This window comes from Klebsiella variicola, from assembly GCF_000828055.2.
Lineage (GTDB): Bacteria > Pseudomonadota > Gammaproteobacteria > Enterobacterales > Enterobacteriaceae > Klebsiella > Klebsiella variicola.
Map to the genome: position 1 here is coordinate 4,448,715 of NZ_CP010523.2, position 24,778 is coordinate 4,473,492.

Sequence of the window (24,778 nt, forward strand, 5' to 3'; positions counted from 1 at the left end):
TCATTGACAGGCATCGCCTGGATACGGCAGAAGAAAATGCCACGGCAAACGGCTAAACGATAATAAATAACTGATGATTAAACTTTCCAATATCACCAAAGTGTTCCAGCAGGGGAATCGCAGCATTCAGGCGCTGAATAACGTCAGCCTGCATGTCCCTGCCGGACAAATTTATGGCGTCATCGGTGCCTCCGGCGCCGGTAAAAGTACGCTGATTCGCTGCGTCAACCTGCTGGAGCGCCCGACCGAGGGCAGCGTACAGGTTGACGGTCAGGAATTGACTGCACTGTCGGAAAAAGAGCTAACCCGTGCGCGCCGTCAGATTGGCATGATTTTCCAGCATTTTAACCTGCTGGCCTCCCGGACCGTTTTCGGCAACGTCGCGTTGCCCCTGGAACTGGATAACACCCCGCAGGCAGAAATCAAACGTCGTGTGACGGAGCTGCTGGATCTCGTCGGCCTGGGTGATAAGCACGACAGCTACCCGGCTAATCTCTCCGGTGGCCAGAAACAGCGCGTCGCCATTGCCCGCGCACTGGCCAGCAATCCTAAGGTATTGCTGTGCGATGAAGCCACCAGCGCTCTCGACCCAGCCACCACCCGTTCCATTCTCGAACTGCTGAAAGACATTAACCGTCGTCTGGGACTGACCATTCTGCTAATCACCCACGAAATGGATGTGGTGAAACGCATCTGCGACTGCGTGGCGGTGATTAGCAACGGCCAGCTTATTGAGCAGGACACGGTGAGCGAAGTCTTCTCCCATCCGAAGACGCCGCTGGCCCAGCAGTTTATTCAGTCCACGCTGCACCTGGATATTCCGGATGACTACCAGGCACGCCTGAAACCTACCGCCGCAGCGGACAGTGTACCGATGCTGCGCATGGAATTTACCGGCCACTCCGTCGATGCGCCGCTGCTCTCTGAAACCGCGCGTCGCTTCAATGTGAATAACAACATTATCAGCGCGCAGATGGATTATGCCGGCGGGGTGAAGTTCGGCATCATGCTCACCGAAATGCACGGTACACAGGAAGACACTCAGGCGGCCATCGCCTGGCTGCAGGAACATCATGTAAAAGTAGAGGTATTGGGTTATGTCTGAGGCAATGATGTGGCTGCTGTTGCGCGGCGTATGGGAAACGCTGGCAATGACCTTTGTCTCCGGCTTCTTCGGTTTTGTCCTTGGTCTGCCGGTGGGCGTGCTGCTGTATGTGACCCGGCCGGGGCAAATCGTCGCCAATGCCAAACTGTACCGTACTCTGTCGGCGCTGGTGAACATTTTCCGTTCCATTCCGTTCATTATCCTGCTGGTCTGGATGATCCCGTTTACCCGCGTAATCGTCGGCACCTCGATCGGCCTGCAGGCGGCAATCGTTCCGCTGACGGTGGGCGCCGCGCCGTTTATCGCCCGCATGGTGGAGAACGCCCTGCTGGAGATCCCGACCGGGCTCATCGAAGCTTCCCGCGCGATGGGCGCCACACCGCTGCAGATCGTCCGCAAGGTTCTGCTGCCTGAAGCGCTGCCGGGGCTGGTCAACGCCGCCACCATCACGCTTATTACCCTGGTAGGCTACTCCGCCATGGGCGGCGCGGTGGGCGCCGGTGGTCTGGGGCAGATTGGTTATCAGTACGGTTATATCGGCTACAACGCAACGGTGATGAATACCGTACTGGTGTTACTGGTTATTCTGGTTTATTTAATTCAATTCTCTGGCGATCGTATCGTCCGGGCTGTGACTCATAAATAACGTTATTGGCAGACAACACTCATTCTTACAGGAAGGAAATAACATGGCCTTTAATTTCAAAACCTTTGCGGCAGTTGGCGCGTTAATCGGTTCTCTGGCGCTGGTGGGTTGCGGTCAGGATGAAAAAGATCCGAATCATATTAAAGTCGGCGTTATCGTCGGGGCGGAACAGCAGGTCGCTGAAGTTGCGCAGAAAGTGGCAAAAGAGAAGTATGGTCTCGATGTTGAGCTGGTGACCTTCAACGATTACGTGCTGCCAAACGAAGCGCTAAGCAAAGGCGATATCGACGTGAACGCCTTCCAGCATAAACCGTATCTCGACCAGCAGATTAAAGACCGTGGCTATAAGCTGGTCTCCGTTGGCAACACCTTCGTCTATCCGATCGCGGGTTACTCGAAGAAAATCAAATCGCTGGACGAACTGCAGCCGGGCTCGCAGATCGCCGTCCCGAACGATCCGACTAACCTCGGCCGTTCCCTGCTGCTGCTGCAGCAGGTGGGTCTGATCAAACTGAAAGACGGCGTGGGCCTGCTGCCGACCTCGCTGGATATCGTCGAAAACCCGAAAAACCTGAAAATTGTTGAACTGGAAGCGCCACAGCTGCCGCGTTCGCTGGACGACGCACAGATTGCGCTGGCCGTCATCAACACCACTTACGCCAGCCAGATTGGCCTGACCCCGGCGAAAGACGGTATCTTTGTTGAAGGCAAAGAGTCTCCTTACGTGAACCTGATTGTGGCGCGTGAAGACAATAAAGATGCTGAGAATGTGAAGAAATTCGTTCAGGCTTACCAGAGCGATGAAGTTTACGAAGCGGCGAACAAGATCTTTAACGGCGGCGCAGTGAAAGGCTGGTAATCTTTTCTCACCGTAATATCATTCAGGACGGGCTTCACGCCCGTCTTGTCATTTATGCAAGCACCTGATTCAATAACGCCCTGTTTTTTATTCATTGAGGAAATACTATGCGTGCTTTACCGGTCTGTTTGTTAGCACTCATGTTAAGCGGTTGTTCCATGCTAAGCAGATCCCCCGTTGAACCTGTTCAAAGCACTGCAACCCCCCCGGTTAAATCTGAGCCGAGCAAACCACGCGCAACCCGTCCGGCGCCGGTACGTATTTATACCGATGCGTCAGAGCTGGTGGGAAAACCGTTCCGCGATCTGGGTGAAGTGACTGGTGAGTCATGCCAGGCCTCAAATCAGGATTCTCCGCCGAACATCCCAACCGCCCGCAAGCGTCTGCAGGTGAATGCGGCACGCATGAAAGCCAATGCCGTCCTGCTTCACCGCTGCGAAGTGACCAGCGGCACGCCAGGCTGCTACCGTCAGGCGGTTTGTCTGGGCTCGGCGCTTAACGTTTCGGCACAATGAGTGCATTCCAGTTCGCGCAGATAGGCGTTATCCGCTCGCCGTATAAAGAGAAATTTGCCGTTCCTCGCCAGCCTGGTCTGGTGAAACACGGCGGCGGAGAACTGCATCTGGTTGCGCCCTACAACCAGGCCGACGCCGTGCGAGGCCTGGAAAACTTCAGCCATCTGTGGATCCTGTTTGTGTTTCATCAGACCATGGAAGGCGGTTGGCGTCCGACGGTGCGCCCTCCCCGACTGGGAGGCAATGCGCGGATGGGCGTCTTCGCCACCCGTTCGACGTTTCGCCCCAACCCCATCGGCATGTCGCTGGTTGAGCTGAAAGGCGTTCGCTGCCAGAAGGATCAGGTGATCCTGGAACTCGGTAGCCTCGATCTCGTCGACGGGACGCCGGTGGTTGATATCAAACCGTATCTTCCTTTCGCCGAAGCCCTGCCGGATGCCAGCGCCAGCTATGCGCAACAGGCGCCGCTGGCGGGTATGAACGTCAGTTTTACACCGGAAACAGAAGCACAGTTACTGACCCTGGAAAAACGCTACCCGCATATCAAAGCGTTTATCCGCGAAGTATTGGCGCAGGATCCGCGCCCGGCCTACCGTAAAGAGGAAGAAGCAGGAAAAAATTATGCCGTCTGGTTGCTGGATTTCAACGTCCGCTGGCGGGTGGTTGCCTCTGGTTTTGAAGTCTTTGCCCTCGAAGCGCGCTAATTTTATTTTTCCTCTCTTTTGGCATCTTTGCCACACTGGTAAACTAAACCACTTTTTTTGTTTCAGGCTGGGCAACCAGCCTGTTCCGCTCGTTTAACTGGAACCGTTACAACATGCGTACTAGCCAATATCTGCTCTCCACTCTGAAGGAGACACCTGCCGACGCCGAGGTAATCAGCCACCAGCTGATGCTGCGCGCCGGGATGATCCGCAAGCTGGCCTCCGGGTTATACACCTGGCTGCCGACCGGCGTGCGCGTCCTGAAAAAAGTCGAAAACATCGTGCGTGAAGAAATGAATAATGCCGGTGCGATCGAGGTGTTAATGCCGGTCGTTCAGCCTTCTGAACTGTGGCAGGAGAGCGGTCGCTGGGAGCAGTATGGCCCGGAGCTGCTGCGCATTGCCGATCGTGGCGATCGCCCGTTTGTCCTCGGTCCAACCCACGAAGAGGTCATTACCGATCTGATCCGCAACGAGCTGAACTCCTATAAGCAGTTGCCGCTGAACTTCTATCAGATCCAGACCAAATTCCGCGACGAAGTGCGCCCGCGTTTCGGCGTGATGCGCTCCCGTGAATTCCTGATGAAAGATGCTTACTCTTTCCATACCTCTCAGGAATCGCTGCAGGAAACCTACGACGCGATGTATACCGCTTACAGCAAAATCTTCAGTCGTATGGGGCTGGATTTCCGTGCGGTACAGGCTGACACCGGTTCTATCGGCGGCAGCGCCTCTCATGAATTCCAGGTGCTGGCGCAGAGCGGCGAAGACGATGTGATCTTCTCCGACAGCTCCGACTACGCGGCAAACATCGAGTTTGCGGAAGCCGTTGCGCCAAAAGAGCCGCGCGCAGCCGCCACCCAGGAGATGACCCTGGTTGATACGCCGAACGCCAAAACCATCGCCGAGCTGGTTGAGCAGTTCGACCTGCCGATCGAAAAAACCGTGAAGACCCTGCTGGTGAAAGCGGTTGAAGGTAGCGCCTCCCCGCTGGTTGCCCTGCTGGTGCGCGGCGATCACGAGCTGAACGAAGTGAAAGCGGAAAAACTGCCGCAGGTCGCCAGCCCGCTGACCTTCGCCACCGAAGAAGAGATCCGCGCTCTGGTGAAAGCGGGTCCGGGCTCCCTGGGTCCGGTGAACCTGCCGATCCCGGTGGTTATCGACCGTACCGTCGCGGTAATGAGCGATTTCGCCGCTGGCGCTAACATCGATGGCAAACACTACTTCGGCATCAACTGGGATCGCGACGTCGCGACTCCGGAAGTTGCTGATATTCGTAACGTCGTTGCCGGCGATCCGAGCCCGGACGGCAAGGGTACTCTGCTTATCAAGCGCGGTATCGAAGTGGGCCACATCTTCCAGCTGGGTACTAAGTACTCTCAGGCGATGAATGCCGCAGTTCAGGGCGAAGATGGCCGTAACCAGATCCTGACCATGGGCTGCTACGGTATCGGGGTGACCCGCGTGGTGGCCGCCGCCATTGAGCAAAACTTTGACGATCGCGGGATTATCTGGCCAGACGCCATCGCGCCGTTCCAGGTGGCAATTCTGCCGATGAATATGCACAAGTCCTATCGCGTGCAGGAGCTGGCGGAGAAGCTGTACGCCGAGCTGCGTGCGCACGGCATCGATGTGCTGATGGACGACCGTAAAGAGCGTCCGGGCGTGATGTTCGCCGATATGGAGCTGATCGGTATTCCGCACACCATCGTGCTGGGCGATCGGAACCTCGATAACGATGATATCGAATACAAGTATCGTCGCAATGGTGAGAAGCAGCTGATTAAAACCGGTGATATCGTGGAATATCTGGTTAAAGCGATAAAAGGCTAAGCAACCACCTCAGGGCCCTGAACGGATGTCAGGGCCTTTTTTTTTACAAGGAAAGTACCCATGACTGCACCTATCCTCAGCAGCGGATTGCTTACTTCCGCCCTGCTGCTGCTTACCGCCTGCACCATAGACGTCGGCCGCAGCGCCGCTTCCGCATCCGCTACCGAGGGCCGCTCCCCGCCATGGGCTGTCACTCTCCAGCGTCAAAGCTCGATTGCCGGCAGCGGGCTCCACGAAATTGACGAAAGCGATCTCCGTTCCGGCGACCTGCTCTTCTCGTCCAGCCTGGGTATCACTTCGCTTGGGATCCGCGCCTTCAGCGCCTCTTCCGTTAGCCACGTCGCACTGTATCTTGGCGAGGGTCAGATCGCGGAAGCCACCGGCGCTGGCGTACAGGTGATTTCTGTTCAGCAGGCGCTGGCGCATAGCGATAAACTCTTTGCCCTCAGGGTGCCCGACCTGACGCCGGACCAGGCAACGGCGATGAAAAATTTTGTCTGGCAGGTCAAAGACAGCGGGTATAACTATCGCGGCATTATTCAGTTTATCCCTTATATGGTCACCAAACCGCTCTGCTCGCTCAACCCTTTCTCGCGTAACTTTCGTCAGCAGTGCGTGAGCGGCCTGGCCAAAGCGCAACTGGGCGATGCGGCAAGCGCCGACAAGAAAGCGTGGTTTTGCTCGGAGTTTGTCAGCGAGGCCTTCGTCAGAGCCGGGCATCCGCTGACCCTGGCGCAGGCGGCGTGGATAAGTCCTTCCGATCTGCTGCACATGCGGGAAGGAGACGTCGCCACGTTTAAACCCGAAACGCAGCTACAGTATGTCGGGCATCTGAAACTGGGCGTTTATCTTCAGGCCGGGAAGCTGGTGGGGCTGAATAAACCGAAGGACGATGCGGAGTAAAGAAAAGATTTGCGCTTTTCCGCCAGCCAGACCCACGCTCACTCTGTATATGACAGGGCGAATAGCAGGAGCAAGTAGGGGGACTGTGTGGGATCATCCCCTGCCCGTTTCCCGGGCAGGGGCCTGACAATCAATGGCTACAGTCTTTACCGGGAATAAATTTGCCGGCCTGGTCCGTCATCAGCGTCTTCATCATTTCGCCGGTGTCCGGGTTCGCCTCGAGGGTAAAGTGCCCCTCCACCACCAGCAGCACCGGTCGTGAATCATTGCCGCGGGCAGCGGCATAATCCCGCTCAAGCTGGGCATTGTTCGCCACCGCGACGCGTTTACCGGTCGCGCAATCGGTAAAGGTTGCCGCATCGGCCATATAGAAATACATGCCGCGCATCGCCATCGGGGTGGTCGGCAGGCTGGCCTTCACCGGCTCCAGGGTATAATTGAGAGGAGACTGAACGGGGCTCCCGTTGCGGTCAAGCATCTCCAGCTTGTCGCCCTTCGCGCGAAAATATGATTTCTCGCCTTTGCTGTCGGTCAGCACCAGTTTATCCGCTGTGCGAGCCCAGGTGCCATAAGAGGCAAAAGATGACGGTTCACGACGAGCGCCCTGGTAGTGCTCGTTCATCACCCAGGTACCGTCTTTTTCCAGGAACAGCGAGGTGTCGATACCTTCACAATCCGCGCAAGGCAGCACCCCACGCCAGCTTTGCTGCATCGGTTTGAGCTCTTCCATCGCCGCTGGCTGTACGGTGTCAGTCTCGGCGCGATGGTTACAACCAAACAGCGCGAACAGCGAGCAGGCCGCTATCACGGAGAATACGATTTTCTTCACTTTGCTTTCCTTATCATCCATTTCACCCGTTCGCCGACGTCTTCACTGGCGAACTTTCCCACGCAGCGCCTTGACTGAGGACTTCTGTGCCTTGGAAGCAAGGCGTCGCTCTTTGGATGCCCGAGTCGGTCGCGTCTCCCGGCGACTTTTTTGCACTGCGGTTAATTCTTTTATGAGGGCCACCAGCCGGGCAATCGCCGCTTCGCGGTTCATCTCCTGGCTGCGGTATTCCTGAGCCTTAATGATAACCACACCGTCAGCAGAAATTAAGTGGTGCCTGGCGGCGAGCAGGCGCTCTTTGTAAAACTCCGGCAGGCTTGAAGCTTTAATATCAAAGCGCAGATGAATTGCCGTCGACGCTTTGTTCACATGCTGGCCCCCGGCCCCCTGGGCACGAATACCTTCCAGCGTGACCTCGTTATCGGCAAGGGTCACGCTGCGGCTAATGGTAATCATGCCGGTGCTTGCCAGGCCGTCAAATGAATTTCCAGATTATTCCGAGCATCGGATAACCAGATACTACCGTCCTGCAGAGTAGCCTGCAGTGTCATGGTACGGTCGGCAAAGGCGCTAAGCTGCGCCAGTTGCGCGTCATCAAGATACCAGATGGTCAACTTCGGGTACGCCGCAAGCTTGTTCTGATTCTGCTGCCACCAGATTTCAGCGGCCCGGCTATTATAGGCAAACAGCGCTACCGCCTGCGCCCGTGAGCAGGCTTTCTTAATCCGCCGCTCATCCGGCAGACCCAGTTCGATCCACAGATCGACCCCGAGATGATCGTTAAGCAGCCACAGCTCCGGCTCGTCGTCCGACGACAGGCCGCGGGTAAACTGCAGCCGTTCATCGGCATATTTGATCCACGCCAGCAGGCGCAGCATCATGCGCTCCTGGGTTTCCGAGGGGTGCTGCGCCAGCGTCAGGTTAGCATCCAGAAACTGGTTGCGATCCAGATCGGCTACATTTACCGCAGCTTTATATATTGTCGCTTTCAGCGCCATGAATAAACTCCTGAAAAGAATGGCGGACATTGTAGCGAAACTGGCGGCAAAAGGCTGTCGTCAATCGCAGCAACCTGTTTCATCCTGCTGAAATTGCTTAAATGACTATGATATAGTTCCCTTGCTAAACAGAGTTTATCTTCGTAGGCTTAAACTTGCATCCCACGGTTGAGTCAGAACGCTGACAGGAGGGCATGTGGACCACTATTGTGAGTTAATACGCAAGCGGTATGCGGAAATAGCCAGCGGAGACTTAGGGTATATCCCGGATGCGCTGGGTTGCGTGTTGAAAGTATTGAATGAGATTGCGGCGGATGAGGCCCTTTCGGAGTCAGTCAGGGAAAAGGCCGCTTATGCGGCAGCAAACTTACTGGTGAGCGATTATGTCAATGAATGATACTTATCAACCCATTAACTGCGATGATTACGACAACCTGGAACTGGCTTGCCAGCATCACCTGGTGCTGACGCTGGCGCTGAAGGATGGCGAACAGCTGCAGGCAAAGGCCAGCGATCTAATCTCGCGTAAAAATATCGAGTATCTGGTGGTCGAACTCGCCGGCAACGTCCGCGAGCTGCGCCTGGATAAAATCGCCAGCTTCAGTCACCCGGAAATCGGCACCGTGGTGGTGAGCGAATCCTGAATCAAAACGGGCTTAACCGCCCGTTTTCCTCCATGACAGCCTGACCCCTTCCCCGTCCTTCACTTCACCTTCGGTGGTCACAAACAGATCGTCCGCTGCAGCGATCGGCGTTTCGCCGTAAAACAGCAGCGGCGTAGTGTCTCGTCGCCAGGGAGGAACGCCCAGCTCCTGCCAGATCTTCTTCAGCTTACGTCCGCCGTGGCGTCCGACGATATGCAGGTGGCCGCTGGCGCGAAAGCGGACAGTGACCGGCTCATCCGCAGACGGCGGGCGCAGCCTGCCGCCGGGCTGCAGCATCAGCTCGCCGAGACCGTCTGCCAGCCGCAGCGGCTGGCGCCAGTCGGGCCAGTGCTGGACACTTTCCGTCTGGCCGGGAAGATACTTCACCCAGTACAAACGCTGTTGAAAACGGCGGACGGTAAAATCCCCGAGCCGCAGACAAGGGCTGGCATCTTCCCGCGCCAGCGCCACCTCATGCCAGAGGCGCTCTGGCACCTCCCGGGCCGGCATCGGCGCCTGATGCCCGGCGAGCCAGCGACGCAGCAGCGCCGCGCGACGGGGTGGGCTCATCGACGTCAGCGGCGTGATAGACAGCGAGCCATCTTCGGCCACCAGCGACGCCAGCTCCGCCGCCAGCATTTCGTCCAGCAGTTGTTCCTGCTCGGCGCACAGGCTGGCGCTGCGGGCAACGGCCTCGCTAAAGTGCGGCCAGCGCTCGCGCAGGACCGGGATCACCCGCAGGCGCAGAAAGTTGCGGTCATAGGTATCGTCCTGATTACTCTCATCTTCAATCCACGACAGCTGATGGGCGAGCGCCCACTGGCGTAGCGATTCGCGGGTTTCATTGAGGAGAGGACGCAGTAGTCGGCTGCCGGCAAAGGCAGAGGATGGTGCCATCGCCGACAGACCAGTAGGACCGCTGCCGCGTTTTAACGCCAGCAGCAGCGTTTCGCACTGGTCATCCTGGTGCTGGGCGGTCACTAACACCTCGCCGGCATTGAGCGTATCCTGAAAGGCCTGATAGCGCGCCGCGCGGGCATGGGCCTCCACGCCGAGACCACCCCTGGCTAACGTCACATGATGCACCACCAGCGGCACCTGCCACTGCTGGCAAATCTGCCGACAATGCGCCACCCAGTCGTCTGCATGGGCGCTCAGGCCGTGGTGAACATGCACCGCCCGCAGCGTCAGCGAGGGATCCTGTTCCCGCAGCAGCACCAGCTGGTGCAGGAGAACCGTCGAATCCAGACCGCCGCTGAAGGCCACCAGCAGCTGGCGATGGGGATGAAGCGTATGCGCAATATCAGCCGTCATATCCACGAACATACCGAGAAGTGATGGCCCGGCAAGTTACCGGGCCAGGGTCGCGCTGGCAAGGTTTACTGCTGATATATTTCCAGCGGCAGGTCGTCCGGATCGCTAAAGAAGGTAAAGCGTTTGCCGGTAAAGGGATCGACGCGAATCGCTTCGCACTCGACGCCATGCGCCGTCAGATGCGCTACCGCGGCGTCGATATCATCCACGCTAAAGGCCAGATGACGCAGCCCGCAGGCTTCGGGGCGGCTGGGGCGGGCCGGGGGAAACGGGAACGAGAACAGCTCAATCACGTACTCGCCATTGAGCGCCAGATCGCCCTTCCAGGAGTCGCGCTCGGCGCGATAGAACTCACTTTGCAGCGTAAACCCCAGAATATCGCAATAGAACGCTTTACTGCGGGCGTAGTCAGTCGCAATGATGGCAATATGGTGAACCCGTTTCAAACCCAGCATGGTCAAACTCCTTCTGTTAAGCCAGCCACGTTACTCGTGCGCGCCGTTAACGCGCAAGCCTTTCGTCATTTTTTAAGACTCGTACCCGATACACGCCGTCCTCATCGCGCTTCGCCCCGTGAATATCGGTCTCAAACCCCGGATAATGACGGCCGATAGAGCAGAGCATCAGCAGGAAATCGAGCACTGCCCGGCTCTCCTCCGTGATCATCTCTCCCGGCATCAGCAGCGGTACGCCCGGCGGATAAGGGAGGATCATGTTGGCCGAAATCCGGCCGACCAGGTTCTCCAGTTCAATGGTTTCCACCTCACCCTTAATCTGGCGCTGCCAGGCGTGATGCGGCGTCATTTTCATTTCCGGCAGGACGTCAAAGGCGCTGAGCATCAGCTGCGGCAGCTGGTGCTGACGGATCAAGCGGTGGATCCCCTGCGCCAGATCCTGGATCCGCATGTTGCGGTAGAAGTCGGGATCTTCCGCGTACAGATCCGGCAACATATTTTTCACCCGCAGATTGAGATCGTAGGCGCGTTTGAACTCGGTCAGGCCGCGCAGCAGCCCCATCGCCCGGGTTTTATCAATACCGATGCTGAACAGGAACAGCAGGTTATAGGGGCCCGTTTTTTCCACCACCACGCCCCGCTCGTCGAGGAACTTCGCCACCAGCGCCGCCGGGATCCCCTCTTCATCCATATTCCCCTGCTCGTCCATGCCCGGCGTCAGAATGGTGACCTTCACCGGATCGAGATACATATGATCCGCATCGGCATCTTTGAAACCGTGCCAGTCTTCGCCAGGCGCCACCGGCCAGCACTCGGCTTTATCCACCACTTCCGGCTGCCAGATATCAAAGAACCAGCCGTCCGACTCCTCGCGCAGTCGCTGCACCTCTTTGCGGAAATCCAGCGCCCGCTCAATGGAGCGCTGGATCAGGCGCTTACCGGAGTTACCGCGCAGCATCGCCGCCGCGGTCTCAATCGACGCGACGATGGGATAGCTCGGCGACGTCGAGGTATGCATCATAAAGGCTTCATTAAAGGTCTCTTCATCATAGTTGCCCTTAATGTGGATCAGCGAGGCCTGCGACAGCGCGGCCAGCATCTTATGCGTGGACTGCGTCTCGAAGATGACTTTTCCGGGGATCCGCTCACCGCTCATGCCGCTTTTCCCCTGATATATCGGATGGAAATGGGTATAGGGCACCCAGGCGGAATCGAAATGGATCGACGGGACGTCGAGCGTCTCCTTAAGCCAGGTGGTGTTATAGAGCAGACCATCGTAGGTGGAGTTGGTGATCACCGCATGCACGGGCCACTGCGCCCCGCCCGTGTCGCGCACTTTCTGCTGAATGCTGTCGCGGGTAAATTCGCGTCGGGGGATACCGCCGAGGATCCCCAACGCGTTGCGGGTCGGCTTCAGCCACAGGGGAACCACATCGCTCATCATCAGCAGGTGGGCCAGTGATTTGTGACAGTTACGGTCAATCAGCAGCGTGCTGCCGGCGGGCGCCGAGTACATACCAACAATTTTGTTGGACGTCGAGGTGCCATTGGTCACCATGTAGCTCTGTTCAGCGCCAAAGGCGCGGGCAATATACTCCTCCGCCTCCAGATGCGGGCCGGTATGATCCAGCAGGGAGCCCAGCTCGGTGACCGAAATCGAGACATCCGCCTTCAGCGTATTTCCGCCAAAGAAATCATAGAACAGGCAGCCCACCGGGCTTTTCTGATAGGCGCTACCGCCCATATGGCCCGGTGTACAAAAGGTATACTTCCCCTCCTGCACATAGTTAAACAGCGCGCGGGTAAACGGCGGGGTGATATTGTCCAGGTACTCGCGGGTATACTGCCCAATGCGGGTGGCGATCTCTTCGGAGAGTCCCAGCGCATATTCGAAGAACCACAGCGTCATACGCAGATCCTGACTGCTGACGTCCATCGTCGAGTGGGCATTAATAAAGGCGTACAGGGGCAGATATTCATTGAGCTGATTGATATCGCTGCACAGATCGACGCTGTATTCATCCCAGTCGAAGATCACCCCGCAGATGCGCGGGTTGTGCTCAATAAACTGCAGCAGGTCGGCGCTGTTTTGCGGCCAGATGGTCTGGAAGCCCTGGCGCTGCAGCGCCGCTTCCAGTTCTTTGATCGGCTCGTCTTTGTGGTAGACGCCGTGAGGCCCCATGATGGCGATAATATTCACGCTTTCCTCCTGGTATTCACCTAAGTCAAGCATCATAGCAATCCCCTGGGCGCATCGCACACAAAAAAAGGGCCGGAAAATCCGGCCCTTAGTGTTTTTCGCTAGCGGAAAACTTAGGCGTAACCGTAGCTCATCAGACGCTGATAGCGGCGGTTCAGCAGCTCTTCTTCGCTGAGCAGATCGAGATCGGCCAGGTCTGCCAGCAGCTGCGCTTTCAGGCTCGCTGCCATTGCTTCCGGGTTGCGGTGCGCGCCGCCCAACGGTTCCTGAACGATAGAATCAATCAGCTTCAGCTCTTTCAGACGCGGTGCGACGATACCCATCGCTTCCGCGGCCAGCGGTGCTTTATCCGCGCTTTTCCACAGAATGGACGCGCAGCCTTCCGGCGAAATCACCGAATAGGTGCTGTACTGCAGCATATTGACCTTGTCGCCCACGCCAATCGCCAGCGCGCCGCCGGAGCCGCCTTCGCCGATCACGGTGCAGATAACCGGCACGCTCAGACGCGACATCTCACGCAGGTTGCGGGCAATCGCTTCCGACTGGCCGCGCTCTTCCGCGCCGACGCCCGGGTAGGCGCCAGGGGTGTCGATGAAGGTGATGATCGGCATTTTAAACCGCTCGGCCATTTCCATCAGGCGCAGCGCTTTGCGGTAGCCTTCCGGGGCCGGCATACCAAAGTTGCGACGGATCTTCTCTTTGGTTTCGCGACCTTTCTGGTGGCCGATGATCATCACCGGACGACCATCAAGACGCGCGATACCGCCGACAATCGCTTTATCGTCAGCGTAGGCGCGGTCACCGGCCAGTTCGTCAAATTCGTCGAACGCCAGGCGGACATAATCCAGGGTATAAGGACGGCGCGGGTGGCGCGCCAGTTGCGCAACCTGCCATGCACCGAGATCGGCGAAGATTTTGCGCGTCAGCTCTACGCTTTTCTCGCGCAGACGATGCACTTCTTCGTCGATGTTAATATCCAGTTTCTCATCCTGACGGCTTACCGCAGTCAGGGAATCGATTTTCGCTTCCAGCTCTGCAATCGGCTGTTCAAAATCTAGGAAATTCAGACTCATAGTATTCCTGTATTAGTCAAACTCCAGTTCCACCTGCTCCGAGCCGATAAGGCCACGCAGATCGTTAAGTAAACGATCGCTCGGAGAGACGCGCCATGTTGCGCCGAAACGCAACCGCGCGCGTGCATCCGCCCTCTGATAGTAGAGGTGCACTGGAATGGTTCCCGAACGGTGGGGTTCCAGAGACTGACGGAGTCGGTTTAAAAGCTGGTCATCAATTTGCCTGTCCGTCAGCGAGATAGCAAGCCCGCGAGCATATTTTTCCCGGGCTTCGTCAATGTCCATGACTTCGCGGGCGGTCATTTTAAGCCCCCCGCTAAAGTCATCAAAGCTGACCTGTCCGCTGACGATAAGTATGCGGTCTTTTTCCAGCAACTGCTGATATTTATCCAGCGCGTCGGTGAACAACATCACCTCCAGACGCCCGGAACGGTCATCCAGGGTACAGATGCCGATACGATTGCCGCGCTTGGTGACCATTACCCGCGCCGCAATCACCAGCCCCGCCGCCGTGGTCACTTTACCACGATCGGTCGGATGCATGTCTTTGAGCCGCACGCCGCCGACGTAGCGCTCAATCTCTTTCAGGTACTGGTTAATCGGGTGCCCGGTCAGGTATAGCCCCAGGGTTTCCCTTTCACCATCCAGCACCACCTGCTCAGGCCATGGCTGGCAGCTGGCGTAGGACTGTTCTATTTGTTCAGGCTCTTCCGCCAGTACGCCGAACATATCGGCCTGGCCAATAGCCTCCGCTTTCGCGTGCTGGTCGGCGGCTTTCAACGCATCGCCCAGCGAGTTCATCAGCGCCGCGCGATGCGGACCGAGACGATCGAACGCCCCGGACATAATCAGTTTTTCCAGCACCCGGCGGTTGAGCTTTTTAATATCGGTCCGCGCGCAGAGGTCGAACAGCTCGCGGAAATAACCGCCGTTGTTGCGCGCCTCAATGATCGCTTCGATCGGCCCTTCGCCAACGCCTTTGATGGCGCCGATGCCGTAGACAATCTCGCCGTCGTCGTTAACGTGGAAATGGTACAGGCCGGAGTTAATATCCGGGGGCAAAATTTTCAGCCCCATGCGCCAGCACTCGTCCACCAGGCCAACGACCTTCTCGGTGTTGTCCATATCGGCGGTCATTACCGCCGCCATAAACTCAGCCGGATAGTGCGCCTTAAGCCACAGCGTCTGGTAGGAGACCAGCGCGTAGGCGGCGGAGTGCGACTTGTTAAATCCGTAACCGGCGAATTTCTCCACCAGGTCGAAGATTTTCATCGCCAGTTCGCCGTCAACGCCGTTTTTCTTCGCCCCATCTTCAAAGATAGAACGCTGCTTGGCCATCTCCTCCGGTTTTTTCTTACCCATCGCACGGCGCAGCATATCCGCGCCGCCGAGGGTATAACCGGAGAGCACCTGGGCAATCTGCATGACCTGTTCCTGATACAGGATAATGCCGTAGGTCGGCTCCAGCACCGGTTTCAGGCTCTCATGCTGCCACTGCACGTCCGGGTAGGAAATCTCTTCGCGGCCGTGCTTACGGTCGATAAAGTTATCTACCATCCCCGACTGCAGCGGACCCGGGCGGAACAGGGCCACCAGCGCGATCATATCTTCGAAGCAGTCAGGCTGCAGACGCTTAATCAGATCTTTCATGCCGCGCGATTCAAGCTGGAAGACCGCGGTGGTTTCCGAGCGCTGCAGCATGTCAAAGCTTTTCTTGTCATCCAACGGGATAGCGGCGATATCCAACGGCCCTTCGCCGTTTTTCGCCCGCCGCTTGTTGATCATCTCCAGCGCCCAGTTAATGATAGTGAGCGTACGCAGACCGAGGAAGTCGAATTTTACCAGCCCGGCGTATTCCACGTCGTTTTTGTCAAACTGGGTAACCGGATGCAGCCCCTGCTCATCGCAATACAGCGGCGCAAAGTCGGTAATTTTAGTGGGAGCGATAACCACCCCACCGGCGTGTTTACCGGCGTTTCGCGTCACCCCTTCCAGCTTACGCGCCATGTCGATCAGCGCTTTAACTTCTTCGTCCGCCTCATAGATTTCCGGCAGCTGCGGTTCGGCTTCAAACGCTTTCGCCAGCGTCATACCCGGATCGGGCGGCACCAGCTTGGAGATACGGTCGACAAAGCCGTACGGGTGACCCAGCACGCGGCCCACATCGCGGATGACCGCTTTCGCCGCCATGGTGCCGAAGGTGATGATCTGCGATACCGCATCGCGGCCATACATGTCCGCCACGTGCTCAATAACCTGGTCGCGTTTCTCCATGCAGAAATCGACGTCGAAGTCGGGCATCGAGACACGTTCCGGGTTAAGGAAACGTTCGAACAGCAGGTCGAATTCCAGCGGATCAAGATCGGTGATCTTCAGCGCGTAGGCCACCAGCGAGCCGGCGCCGGAACCGCGGCCCGGGCCAACCGGCACGCCGTTATCCTTCGACCACTGGATAAACTCCATGACGATCAGGAAGTAGCCCGGGAACCCCATCTGGTTGATAACCTGCAGTTCAATATCCAGACGCTGGTCATACTCCGGGCGCTTTTCAGCACGGACGGCAGGATCCGGGAAGAGAAATTCCAGCCGCTCTTCCAGACCCTCTTTCGATTTCATGACCAGGAAATCTTCCGTGGTCATATCGCCGGTCGGGAACTGCGGCAGGAAATATTCGCCAAGCCGCACGGTGACGTTGCAGCGTTTGGCGATCTCGACGCTGTTCTCCAGCGCTTCCGGGATATCGGCGAACAGCTCGCACATCTCCTCCTCACTGCGCATATATTGCTGCGGCGAGTAGTTGCGCGGCCGTTTCGGGTCGTCGAGCGTAAAGCCGTCGTGGATCGCGACGCGGATTTCATGGGCGTCGAAATCGCTGGTGTCGAGGAAGCGGACATCGTTGGTCGCCACCACCGGCAGGCCGCGTGCTTCCGCCAGCGCCACGGCGGCGTGGAGATAGGCCTCTTCATCCTGACGACCGGTCCGGATCAGCTCAAGAAAATAACGGTCCGGGAAATGCTCTTCATAGAACGCGACGCACTGTTCCACTAACGGCATATTGCCGCGGATCAGGCTAACGCCGACGTCGCCTTTACGGCCGCCGGAAAGCAGAATCAGCCCTTCCTGGTGTTCCACCAGCCAGTCGCGGTCAATCCACGGCCCCAGCGCGCCGTAGCCGCGCTGATAGGCGCGGGAAATGAGCAGCGTCAGGTTCTGGTAACCGGTGTTGTTCGCCGCCAGCACGGTCAGCTCGGTAAACTCATCGCCGAGCAGGTCGCACTGCACGTGAAAATCGGCGCCGACAATCGGCTTAATACCCGCGCCGTGTCCCGTCCCGTAGAACTTCACCAGCCCGCACAGGTTGGTGAAATCGGTGATCGCCAGCGCCGGCATGCCAAGCGAGGCCGCCTTCTTGACCAGTGGCCCGGTCTTTGCCAGCCCATCGATCATGGAATAGTCGCTGTGCACCCGCAGGTGTACGAAACGTGGTTCAGCCATCTTTAGATCCCGGTGACTTAGTTGGACGCCAGGCCCAGGGCACGCTTCACCGGACCAAAACTGCGCCGGTGATGCTCTGTTGCGCCGTGTTCCTGCAGCTTCTGCAGGTGAACAGCGGTGGGATAGCCTTTATGCTGGGCAAATCCGTAGTGGGGAAATGCGAGGTCCAGCGTGGCCATTTCGGCGTCACGAGTGACTTTTGCCAGAATAGACGCTGCGCTGATTTCTGCCACCCGGCTGTCGCCTTTCACCACCGCCAGAGAGGGCATCGGCAGCGACGGACAGCGGTTGCCATCGATCAGGACAAACTCAGGAACAATGCTCAGGCCGGCGACGGCGCGCTGCATCGCCAGCATAGTGGCATGCAGAATATTCAGCTCGTCGATTTCGTGCGGCTCGGCACGCCCCAGGCTCCAGCACAGCGCTTTCTCTTTAATCTCATCGCACAGCGCCAGGCGACGCTTTTCGCTGAGTTTTTTGGAATCATTCAAACCCACAATCGGCTTCGCCGGATCGAGGATCACCGCCGCGGTCACGACCGCGCCAACCAGCGGCCCGCGGCCAACTTCATCAACGCCGGCAACCAGATGGGTATGCGGATAGACGAACTCCATCATTGTTTTGCTAACTCCAGTACGGCGTCCGCGGCCTGCTCATCGGCGTTGCAGCGGATCTGCTGATGCAGCGCGCGGAACGTCTCATGCATCTCGTGGCTGGTTTTGCCATCGGCCAGCAGCGGCTGCAGGGCGGCGGCCAGCGCCTGCGGCTCGCACTCATCCTGCAGTAGCTCTTTGACCAGCTCGCGACCGGCCAGCAGATTCGGCAAGGAGACGTAGTCGGTTTTCACCAGACGCTTTGCCAGCCAGAAGGTGAACGGCTTCATGCGGTAGCCAACCACCATCGGGCACTTCGCCAGCATGCACTCCAGCGCCGCCGTCCCGGAGGCCAGCAGCGCGGCGTCGCTGGCGATCATCGCATCGCGCGCCTGACCGTCCAGCATATGCACGATCATATCCGGCGCCGTCTCAGCTTTGATTCGCTCAAACTGCTCCCGCCGTTTGGCATTGACCAGCGGCACCACCACCTGCAAATCGGGATAGGTGCCGCGTAACAACTGCGCGGTTTTCAGAAAGTCCGCGCTGAGCATTTCGACTTCCGCGCCGCGGCTGCCGGGCAGCAACGCCAGACAGCGCACATTGTGCGGGATCCCTAACCGGTCGCGCGCAGCGCCTTTGTCAGGATCCAGCGGCATCGCATCCGCCATGGTATGGCCGATAAAGCGGCAGGGGACGTTAAATTTGTCATAAAACGCTTTTTCGAAAGGCAGAAAAGCCAGCACCAGGTCGGTCGCTCTGCCGATTTTGAAAACGCGTTTTTGTCGCCAGGCCCAGACCGACGGGCTGACGTAGTGAATCGTTTTGATGCCCTGCTTTTTCAGATTCCCTTCGAGGGTAATATTGAAGTCAGGGGCGTCGATGCCGACGAAGACATCGGGGCGCAGCTCGCCAAAGCGGCGGGTAAGATCGGCGCGAATATGCAGGAGACGGCGTAAGCGACCGAGCACCTCAACAATGCCCATCACCGCCAGCTCTTCCATTTCGTACCAGGCTTCGCACCCTTCCGCCTGCATCAGCGGCCCCGCCACGCCGACAAAGCGCGCGTCAGGGATGCGCGCTTTGAGAGCCCGGATGAGGCCTGCACCAAGAATATCGCCGGAGGTTTCTCCGGCGACCAGGGCAATCGTCAGGGGACGCGGTTCAGCCATTAACGAATCAAGCCGCGAGTGGAACGGGCAAAGAAATCAACAAACGGCTGAACTTCAGGATGCTGAGTCGCCAGTTCGGCGATTTCCGGTTTGGCTTCGTCCAGCGTTTTGCCGCTGCGGTACAGCAGTTTATACGCGTTACGAATCGCGGTAATCGCCTCACGGCTAAAGCCGCGGCGTTTCAGCCCTTCGATGTTGACGCCAAACGGCGTCGCGTGGTTACCCTGGGCAATCACGAACGGCGGAACGTCCTGCGCCACGCCGGAGCATCCGCCTACCATGACGTGTGCGCCGATGATGCAGAACTGGTGTACTGCGGTCATGCCGCCGATGATGACGAAATCATCCAGAGATACGTGACCGGCCAAGGTTGCGTTATTGGCCAGAATGCAGCGATCGCCAAGCGTACAATCGTGCGCCACATGGGCGTTGATCATCAGCAGGTTATCGTTGCCCACCTTTGTTAATCCACCGCCCTGTACTGTGCCGCGATGAATGGTGACGCTTTCGCGGATGCGGTTGCGATCGCCAATTTCCACCCGGGTCGGTTCGCCAGCATATTTCAGATCCTGGTTAACTTCGCCGATGGAAGCGAACTGATAGATCTCATTGTCACGGCCGATTTTGGTATGGCCGTTAACGACGACATGAGACTTCAGTACGGTGCCTTCGCCAATTTCGACGTTAGCGCCAACAATACAAAACGGACCAATGTGAACGTTAGCACCAATGACGGCGCCTTCTTCTACAATGGCGGTAGGATGAACAAAAGCGGTTTTATCAATCACGTATCAGGCCTCCCGGCTACGCGCACACATCATCGTCGCTTCGCATACCACTTTACCGTCAACCAGCGCGACGCCTTTGAAACGGGTCAGGCCGCGGCGGGTTTTCTCGAAAGTGACTTCCATAATCATCTGATCGCCTGGTACTACCGGACGTTTGAAGCGCGCTTCGTCGATGCCTGCGAAATAATACAGCTCGCCTGGCTCCAGTTTTCCGACGCTTTTAAATGCCAGAATCCCGGTGGCCTGCGCCATCGCTTCCAGAATCAGCACGCCAGGCAAAATCGGCTTACCAGGGAAGTGCCCCTGGAAAAACGGCTCGTTTACAGAAACATTTTTTACTGCGCGCAGAAAACGACCTTCTTCAAAATCCAGCACGCGGTCTACCAGCAGGAACGGGTAACGGTGAGGCAGAAGTTCCAGAATCTCTTCAATGTGCAGAGTATGAGTGTCAGTAGTCAAAATACTCTTCCTGTCTAAATGTACTAAAAGGCAATAATAACACGGCCTGCGGCAATCTTTTAGCGAATGCAACAGGCCGGAAATGTCATGTGACCAAATGATGAATTAGTCTTGTTGATTAACCTTGCGCTCAATCGCTTTCAGGCGCTTGCTCATCTCGTCAATATTCATCACCAGCGCCGCAGTTTTACGCCACGCCTTGTTCGGCTGCAGCGGAATACCGGAGGAGTATACGCCAGGTTCAGAGATAGGACGCATCACCATCCCCATCCCCGTGACGGTGACTTTATCGCAGATTTCCATATGGCCGTTAATCACGCTGGCGCCGCCAATCATGCAGTAGCGGCCAATTTTCAGGCTGCCCGCCATGATAACGCCGCCGGCAACCGCGGTATTGTCGCCAATTACCACGTTATGCGCAATCTGACACTGATTATCAATGATAACGCCGTTACCGATAAGGGTATCGTCCAGCGCGCCGCGATCGATGGTGGTGCAGGCGCCAATCTCCACGCGATCGCCAATAATGACGCGACCCAGTTGCGGGATCTTGACCCAGTTACCGCGATCGTTAGCATAACCGAAGCCATCCGCGCCGATCACCGTGCTGGACTGGATCAGGCAATTCTCGCCGATCTCAATCTCATGGTAAATGGTCACATTGGCCCACAAACGCGAGCCGGCACCGATTTTCGTATTTTTCCCAACGAAGCAGCCTGCGCCGATCGCCACGTTATCGCCCAGTACAACACCGGATTCGATAACCGCGTTAGCGCCGATCGCCACGTTGTTACCCAGCTTCGCCGACGGATCGATGACCGCGCTCGGCGCGATATCCTGTGCCGGCTGTGGCGTGGTATCAAGAATTTGAGCCATGCGCGCGTAGGTCAGGTAGGGATTACGCACTACCAGCGCGGCGCTATGGGCAAAAGGCAAATCATCCTGCGTCATGACAACGGCAGAAGCCTGACAAGCGGCCAGGTGTTCACGGTACTTAGGGTTGACCATGAAAGTGATTTGGCCCGTTTTCGCGCTCTGCATGGACGCAACGCCGGTGATGACGATATCGCCATCACCGTGTAATTCTGCATCCAACTGCTGCGCGAGATCAGCCAGTCGAATTGAAGGCATTACTTATTTAACCTGTTTCAGCACATCAGCGGTGATGTCTTTTACATCGCTGCTGTTGTATGCAACGGCATTTGCGTCAACCACCAGATCGATGCTCTGATCTTTCGCTACGCTCTGTACAGCAGTCTGGATGCGGGTAACCAGTTTGCCACGCTCTTCGTTGGAACGACGTGCGCGATCCTGTTCAAACGCCTGCGCTTTCTGGGAGAAGGTCTGGCGCTGAGCCATCACGTCTTTTTCCAGTTTGGTACGATCGGCGCCCGGCTTCATGGACTGCAGACGCTGCATTTTAGACTGCAGGTCGCCTTCCATACGCTGCAGTTCGCTAGCGCGGCCTTTGAACTCGTTTTCCAGCGTGTTGGAAACGCCAGTTTTCTGGGCAACCTGTTGGAACAGGCTGTTCATGTTCACCAGGGCAATTTTATCTGCCGCCTGAGCGGAAGTTACCATTGCCAAACCCAGACCTGCAGCTAATAACCACTTTTTCACAATAAACTCCTTACCATCCCATGAGTACCCAGGGGTACCGTTATTTGCGTGGCGAGGCGATAACCGCGTTATCGCCTACAGTCAGCGCTATACTGCACTTGCATTCCGTTGCCGCCAACAATTACCAGGTTTTACCAATGTTAAACTGGAACTGTTCGGCTTTGTCTCCATCGTACTTTTTGAACGGTTGGGCGTAGGAGAAGACCAACGGCCCCAACGGCGACATCCACTGCACGGCAATACCCGCAGACATACGGATGTTGCTCGGATCACTGTAATCCGGGTAACCGCCATAGGCGTTCGAATCCCAGTGAGTATCCCATACGGTACCCATATCCCAGAAGACGGAAGTACGGACCGAGTTCGCATATTTGTCACTAATAAACGGCGTCGGGGTAATCAGCTCCAGGCTGGCCACCGCCATCGCGTTACCGCCCACCGCATCATCGGATTTACACGGCGCGGATTCGGTGCTCTTACAGTCATTGGTATAACCGCTATCGCCATCATGACGGCTGCTCGACGGGAAGTACACCGCCTTCGGACCAATGGTGTTCGACTGGAAGCCACGCACGGTGCTGGAACCACCGGCATAGAAGTTCTCATAGAACGGCATCTCTTTGCCGCCGATACCATCGCCATAGCCAAAGCGGGTACGACCCAGCACTACCCACTGGTGATCGTTGTCGATCGGCACATAGGTGGCGGTATCCAGCGTCGCTTTGTAGTATTCGTTGTCTGAGCCCGGAATGGTCACCTTACCGTTCAGGTTGACGCGCGAACCTTCCGTTGGGAAGAAGCCGCGGTCAAGCTTGTTATAGGTCCAACCGTAGTTGAAGGTGAAGTCATTCGCACTGAACGAGTTCCGGTCGTTGGTGTTGTCCGGATACTGGCCCATCGAGTTCAGGTAACGCCACATCGCCACCTGCGGCTGCATATTGGACAGGGAGTTATGAACATAACCGACCCCGGCGCGCAGCGTGTTGTATTCGTTGACCGGGAAGCCCAGCGTGACGTCTGTACCATAACTTTTGTTGGTATAGTCAGACAGATCCGCATCGTTCGCATCGAAGTCATTATAGAAGATACGGCCGCCGAGGCTCACACCGTCAACGGTGAAGTACGGGTTGGTCACCGACAGTTCGGTATAGGTCTGGTAATCGTTTTTGGTGCCGTTGATCCCGACCGCATAACCGGTACCTAACCAGTTATCCTGCTGGACGCCCGCCTGGAAGCTGACGCCGCTTTCGGTACCGTAGCCGATACCGAAATTGAAGCTACCGGTGTTACGCTCTTTCACCTTGTAGACAACGTCGACCTGGTCCGGGCTGCCCGGCACGCGTTGGGTATCGGTATCCACCGTTTCGAAGAAGCCTAAACGGTTGAGACGGTCTTTACCCTGATCGACGAGATCGCTCCCCAGCCATGCGCCTTCCATCTGGCGCATTTCGCGGCGCAGGACGGCATCTTTGGAGGTGTCGTTACCTTCGAAGCGAATTTTACGCACGTAATAGCGGTTACCCGCATCGACGTTGACGTGCAGTTTGACGGTCTTATCGCTGTCGTTGATTTCCGGCTGCGACTGAACGCGCGGGTAGGCGTAACCATAACGACCCAACAGTTTCTTGATGTCGTTTTCCATCTTGGTTACTTTCGCGCCGTTGTACAGTTCGCCCGGCTCGACTTTGGTCAGCGCTTCGATTTCGGCCGAATGGCCCGCGAGATCGCCCGTTACCTGCACCCCGGAAAGCTTGTACTGATCGCCTTCGGTGATGTTGACGGTAATGTAGATCCCTTTCTTGTCCGGCGTCAGGCTAACCTGAGTAGAATCGATGTTGAAACGGGCATAACCGCGATCCAGATAGTAGCTGCGCAGGGTTTCAAGGTCGCCCGCCAGCTTCTGCTTCTGGTATTTACGGTCGCCGACCACGTTCCACCACGGTACCTCATCGCGCAGCTGGAAGTGGGAGATCAGTTCATCGGTCGAAAACGCATGGTTGCCGACGATATTGATCTGCTGAATTTTTGCGGAGACGCCTTCCTGGAAGACCAGCTTCAGATCGACACGGTTACGCGGCAGCGGCGTCACAACCGCTTTGACGCTGGCGCTGTATTTACCGACGCTGTAGTAGAAATCCTCCAGACCCTTCTCGATATCCGCGATGGTCGTGCGGTCAAGCGACTCGCCCACCCGAACACCAGAGGCCTCGAGGTTCTGCTTGAGCATGTCATCTTTCACCGACTTATTGCCGGAGAAGGTGATGCTGGCGATCGTCGGACGCTCTTTCACCTGCACCAGCAGGGTATCACCATCGCGCAGGACGCGGACGTCCTCAAAGTTGCCAGTGGCAAACAGCGCGCGAATAGTGTTACTGATATCATCGTCGGTCACCGTATCGCCAGGACGCACTGGCATACTGAGGAGGGCCGCACCAACAGCGACACGCTGCAAGCCTTCGAAATGAATGTCCTTCACCACGAACCCTTCAGCACCGTATACAGTCGCGCTGCTAAACAGCAGCGACGCTATGAGCAACTTTTTCATCGCCATCGTTATTATGCGTTCTTCCTAAC

24 protein-coding genes are annotated in these 24,778 nt (G+C 57.1%); 9 read left to right on the forward strand and 15 right to left on the reverse strand.

Annotation, left to right across the window (positions count from 1 at the left end; all coding sequences use genetic code 11):
• Positions 1-73: 73 nt before the first annotated feature.
• The 7 genes from metN to SP68_RS20920 all read left to right on the forward strand — a co-directional run bounded on the left by metN (position 74) and on the right by SP68_RS20920 (position 6,564).
• The gene (gene metN / locus SP68_RS20890; RefSeq protein WP_008807334.1) at positions 74-1,105 is read left to right on the forward strand and encodes a methionine ABC transporter ATP-binding protein MetN; all 1,032 of its coding nucleotides are present in this window, start codon (positions 74-76) and stop codon (positions 1,103-1,105) included.
• Complete coding sequence (locus tag SP68_RS20895) at positions 1,098-1,751, forward strand: methionine ABC transporter permease MetI (protein WP_004204478.1); 654 nt, start codon at positions 1,098-1,100, stop codon at positions 1,749-1,751. Before metN ends, SP68_RS20895 begins: the two co-directional genes overlap by 8 nt.
• Before the next feature lie 43 nt (positions 1,752-1,794).
• The gene (gene metQ / locus SP68_RS20900) at positions 1,795-2,610 is read left to right on the forward strand and encodes a methionine ABC transporter substrate-binding lipoprotein MetQ (protein WP_008807336.1); all 816 of its coding nucleotides are present in this window, start codon (positions 1,795-1,797) and stop codon (positions 2,608-2,610) included.
• 107 nt (positions 2,611-2,717) lie between these two features.
• A complete protein-coding gene (rcsF, locus tag SP68_RS20905) occupies positions 2,718-3,125 on the forward strand; it encodes an Rcs stress response system protein RcsF (RefSeq protein ID WP_008807337.1) in 408 nt (135 codons plus the stop codon).
• Positions 3,122-3,829: a tRNA (N6-threonylcarbamoyladenosine(37)-N6)-methyltransferase TrmO gene (tsaA, locus tag SP68_RS20910; RefSeq protein ID WP_012968898.1), complete on the forward strand. Its 708-nt coding sequence runs from the start codon at positions 3,122-3,124 to the stop codon at positions 3,827-3,829. Before rcsF ends, tsaA begins: the two co-directional genes overlap by 4 nt.
• 113 nt (positions 3,830-3,942) lie before the next feature.
• Positions 3,943-5,661 (forward strand): proline--tRNA ligase, encoded by a 1,719-nt coding sequence (proS, locus tag SP68_RS20915; RefSeq protein WP_012968899.1) that lies wholly within the window; start codon positions 3,943-3,945, stop codon positions 5,659-5,661.
• A 60-nt stretch (positions 5,662-5,721) separates the two neighbouring features.
• Entirely contained in the window at positions 5,722-6,564 is an 843-nt protein-coding gene (locus SP68_RS20920) for a YaeF family permuted papain-like enzyme (RefSeq protein ID WP_022065553.1), read from the forward strand.
• 130 nt (positions 6,565-6,694) lie between these two features.
• Here the strand turns inward: SP68_RS20920 and nlpE are convergent, their stop codons facing one another.
• The 3 genes from nlpE to SP68_RS20935 are packed head-to-tail and all read right to left on the reverse strand — an operon-like array spanning position 6,695 to position 8,391.
• Positions 6,695-7,393, reverse strand: coding sequence for an envelope stress response activation lipoprotein NlpE (gene nlpE, locus SP68_RS20925; protein ID WP_012542804.1), 699 nt, complete (start codon positions 7,391-7,393; stop codon positions 6,695-6,697).
• Between the two features lie 42 nt (positions 7,394-7,435).
• Positions 7,436-7,849, reverse strand: coding sequence for an alternative ribosome rescue aminoacyl-tRNA hydrolase ArfB (gene arfB / locus SP68_RS20930; protein WP_008807342.1), 414 nt, complete (start codon positions 7,847-7,849; stop codon positions 7,436-7,438).
• Positions 7,846-8,391, reverse strand: coding sequence for a YaeQ family protein (locus SP68_RS20935; protein WP_008807343.1), 546 nt, complete (start codon positions 8,389-8,391; stop codon positions 7,846-7,848). Before SP68_RS20935 ends, arfB begins: the two co-directional genes overlap by 4 nt.
• A gap of 196 nt (positions 8,392-8,587) precedes the next feature.
• Between SP68_RS20935 and SP68_RS20940 the strand changes: the two genes are divergently transcribed.
• Positions 8,588-8,788 (forward strand): YaeP family protein, encoded by a 201-nt coding sequence (locus tag SP68_RS20940; RefSeq protein ID WP_002889429.1) that lies wholly within the window; start codon positions 8,588-8,590, stop codon positions 8,786-8,788.
• Positions 8,775-9,035, forward strand: a complete 261-nt coding sequence (rof, locus tag SP68_RS20945; protein ID WP_002889424.1) for a Rho-binding antiterminator — start codon at positions 8,775-8,777, stop codon at positions 9,033-9,035. Before SP68_RS20940 ends, rof begins: the two co-directional genes overlap by 14 nt.
• 12 nt (positions 9,036-9,047) lie before the next feature.
• On the opposite strand, the gene tilS is transcribed toward rof, so the two are convergent.
• From tilS to bamA, 12 genes are all read right to left on the reverse strand, one after another.
• Positions 9,048-10,361, reverse strand: a complete 1,314-nt coding sequence (gene tilS / locus SP68_RS20950; RefSeq protein ID WP_016160329.1) for a tRNA lysidine(34) synthetase TilS — start codon at positions 10,359-10,361, stop codon at positions 9,048-9,050.
• A 53-nt stretch (positions 10,362-10,414) separates the two neighbouring features.
• A complete protein-coding gene (locus SP68_RS20955) occupies positions 10,415-10,804 on the reverse strand; it encodes a VOC family protein (protein ID WP_002889387.1) in 390 nt (129 codons plus the stop codon).
• A 46-nt stretch (positions 10,805-10,850) separates the two neighbouring features.
• The gene (locus SP68_RS20960; RefSeq protein ID WP_032691340.1) at positions 10,851-13,004 is read right to left on the reverse strand and encodes a lysine decarboxylase LdcC; all 2,154 of its coding nucleotides are present in this window, start codon (positions 13,002-13,004) and stop codon (positions 10,851-10,853) included.
• Between the two features lie 113 nt (positions 13,005-13,117).
• The gene (gene accA / locus SP68_RS20965; RefSeq protein WP_008807345.1) at positions 13,118-14,077 is read right to left on the reverse strand and encodes an acetyl-CoA carboxylase carboxyl transferase subunit alpha; all 960 of its coding nucleotides are present in this window, start codon (positions 14,075-14,077) and stop codon (positions 13,118-13,120) included.
• A gap of 12 nt (positions 14,078-14,089) precedes the next feature.
• On the reverse strand, positions 14,090-17,572 hold the full coding sequence (gene dnaE, locus SP68_RS20970) for a DNA polymerase III subunit alpha (protein WP_008807346.1): 3,483 nt from the start codon (positions 17,570-17,572) through the stop codon (positions 14,090-14,092).
• Between the two features lie 17 nt (positions 17,573-17,589).
• Complete coding sequence (gene rnhB, locus SP68_RS20975) at positions 17,590-18,189, reverse strand: ribonuclease HII (RefSeq protein WP_012542806.1); 600 nt, start codon at positions 18,187-18,189, stop codon at positions 17,590-17,592.
• Entirely contained in the window at positions 18,186-19,337 is a 1,152-nt protein-coding gene (gene lpxB, locus SP68_RS20980; RefSeq protein WP_022065547.1) for a lipid-A-disaccharide synthase, read from the reverse strand. The genes rnhB and lpxB overlap by 4 nt, the downstream gene beginning before the upstream one ends.
• Entirely contained in the window at positions 19,337-20,125 is a 789-nt protein-coding gene (gene lpxA / locus SP68_RS20985) for an acyl-ACP--UDP-N-acetylglucosamine O-acyltransferase (protein ID WP_008807349.1), read from the reverse strand. The genes lpxB and lpxA overlap by 1 nt, the downstream gene beginning before the upstream one ends.
• A gap of 3 nt (positions 20,126-20,128) precedes the next feature.
• Complete coding sequence (gene fabZ / locus SP68_RS20990; protein ID WP_004145858.1) at positions 20,129-20,584, reverse strand: 3-hydroxyacyl-ACP dehydratase FabZ; 456 nt, start codon at positions 20,582-20,584, stop codon at positions 20,129-20,131.
• 105 nt (positions 20,585-20,689) lie between these two features.
• On the reverse strand, positions 20,690-21,715 hold the full coding sequence (lpxD, locus tag SP68_RS20995) for a UDP-3-O-(3-hydroxymyristoyl)glucosamine N-acyltransferase (RefSeq protein WP_022065546.1): 1,026 nt from the start codon (positions 21,713-21,715) through the stop codon (positions 20,690-20,692).
• A 3-nt stretch (positions 21,716-21,718) separates the two neighbouring features.
• The gene (gene skp, locus SP68_RS21000) at positions 21,719-22,204 is read right to left on the reverse strand and encodes a molecular chaperone Skp (protein WP_002889325.1); all 486 of its coding nucleotides are present in this window, start codon (positions 22,202-22,204) and stop codon (positions 21,719-21,721) included.
• 121 nt (positions 22,205-22,325) lie between these two features.
• Positions 22,326-24,755 carry an outer membrane protein assembly factor BamA gene (gene bamA / locus SP68_RS21005; protein ID WP_008807351.1) on the reverse strand — a complete coding sequence of 810 codons (2,430 nt, stop codon included), beginning with the start codon at positions 24,753-24,755 and terminating at the stop codon, positions 22,326-22,328.
• Positions 24,756-24,778: the final 23 nt, after the last annotated feature.